Below are 1,765 nucleotides of genomic sequence, written 5' to 3'. Positions count from 1 at the left end.
ATCGCGTGGACTCGTCGACGCCGATCAAGATGGTGCTCATGGTGGTTCCTTCCGCCGTGGGATGGGTCGCCGGATGCACGCTAGGCACGCACTTGCCGAGCGGCATCGGGGAGGTCCACGCCGTCGGTGCGGCTTTCCCGCACATCTGCTCGTCGTCGTTGACCGCACGCTTGGTGGCCGATGACGACTTACGCGATCAGGCACGCCTGTGGGCGCTCACTGGCATTCCGCGAAGAATCTGGCGATGAGTCCGTCCACGCTCGGCTCGTCAGTTGCGTAGTAGTGGCCGGCGTGAGGGATCAGGTGCAGCCGAGCATCGGGAATCGTTCGCGCGATCGACTTGCCGTTTGCCTTGGGGATCAGTCGATCGTCCTCTCCGTGGACGACCAGGGTGGGGGCGTCGATGGCGTGGAGGTTGCGGTAGGCGTCGTGCATCATCGCTGCGGCGACGTGTCCCCGATACGCGTCGGGGTCGAGCCGTCGCTGGCGTCGTTGCTCGAGGTCTGCGGCGATGCGTTCCGGGGTTTCCCGGCGGCAGCGTTTTCCGTAGACGTGGGGGATGGCGGCCTCGGCGGCGGCCGCGCGGGAGAGGAATCTCGCCCGCCAGAGATACGCGAGCGTTGTCGCCGGTGGCGGCACCGTGTGAGGCCCGCCAGCCTGGGTGGCCCCGAGTACGAGCGCCCTGACGCGGGCCGGGTGACGAAGAGCCAGGCGCTGCGCGACCATGCCGCCGAGTGAGAATCCGTACACGAGACTGCTCTCGACCCCTGCCGCATCGAGGACGGCGACGGCGTCGTCGGCCAGATCGTCGGTGCTACAGAACATCGGCGCCCGGCCAGAACGTCCCACGCCTCGGTAGTCGAACGTGATTACCCGGAACTGCTCGGCGAAGCCGGGAATGCTGCGCCACCAGCTGTTCCCGTCGAGCCCCAGCCCCGCAATGAGCAGCAATGGTGGGCCGTCACCCGCGGCCGACCAGGCGGGCCCTTTATAGGCGTCGCGCAGGCGAAGCTGCGGGGCCATCGTTGCGGTGCTCATGGGTGTCTCCTTCGGGTTGGGGCGGCAAGTGAAGTCATGCCGGTCCCTGCGGTGGGCTGTCTGCAGCTCGGGAGACTGGTGCATGCTGAGCACCGTCCGGGAGCTTCGAGCGGCAGGGGATGAGTAGAACCCTCAGAAGTCAGATCGTGCCGCCACCCCGCTGCGGGTCGACGTCGCGATCGATGCCCTCCGCGGTGATTCTACCGACCGCGACTCCGGAATAAACCAAATTCACGTCGACCGCCCGGAGTCCTCGGTACCCGCTTTTCGTGGAGGGATTGCGCTATTGCGCCACATGTTCGCTCGATAGCCTCCTCCAGCTCGGCCACGGCTGGCATCGATTGACATGAGTTCAGGGGTTTTTGGGGTCTCTCCAAGTCAACCGCCGACGCCCGTCGCGGCGGGCGCGAACGCGGCAACTCCGACCGCATCGACGCGATCGCGTCGCCCGCGCGGCGCTGCGCGAAGGTCTCAGCGAGCTGCCCGCGGAAGACGCTCTCAGACGTCGAGCCGGCCACGCTGGAATGGGTCGATTGGTTCAACACCTGCCGCCTGCATTCTGCCTGCGGCAGGCTCTCCCCAGCGCAGTACGAGCAACATGTATCGACAATCTTCTAACTCACTAACAACAGCCTCCAACGAAGCCGGGGCGGTTCATCCGGCGCCTTGCCCGCGGGCCGCGCTGAGGTGTGTGCGGTGGTAGCGGTCGTGGATCACGACGCGTGAG

At 66.6% G+C, this 1,765-nt stretch carries 2 protein-coding genes; one reads left to right on the top strand and one right to left on the bottom strand.

Features of this window, described 5'->3' with window-relative positions; all coding sequences use genetic code 11:
• Positions 1-216: 216 nt before the first annotated feature.
• A complete protein-coding gene (locus OM076_RS44445; RefSeq protein ID WP_270046735.1) occupies positions 217-1,038 on the bottom strand; it encodes an alpha/beta fold hydrolase in 822 nt (273 codons plus the stop codon).
• 429 nt (positions 1,039-1,467) lie between these two features.
• Between OM076_RS44445 and OM076_RS44440 the strand changes: the two genes are divergently transcribed.
• The gene (locus tag OM076_RS44440; RefSeq protein WP_372518150.1) at positions 1,468-1,656 is read left to right on the top strand and encodes an integrase core domain-containing protein; all 189 of its coding nucleotides are present in this window, start codon (positions 1,468-1,470) and stop codon (positions 1,654-1,656) included.
• Positions 1,657-1,765: the final 109 nt, after the last annotated feature.

The organism is Solirubrobacter ginsenosidimutans (assembly GCF_027587205.1).
The sequence above is the reverse complement of the archived record's forward strand: the minus strand, read 5'-3'. Positions and strand labels throughout refer to the sequence as shown.

Bases quoted from the DNA above. Each gene is read 5' to 3' on its own strand.
- OM076_RS44445 (WP_270046735.1), bottom strand. From the start codon at position 1,038: ATGAGCACCGCAACGATGGCCCCGCAGCTTCGCCTGCGCGACGCCTAT.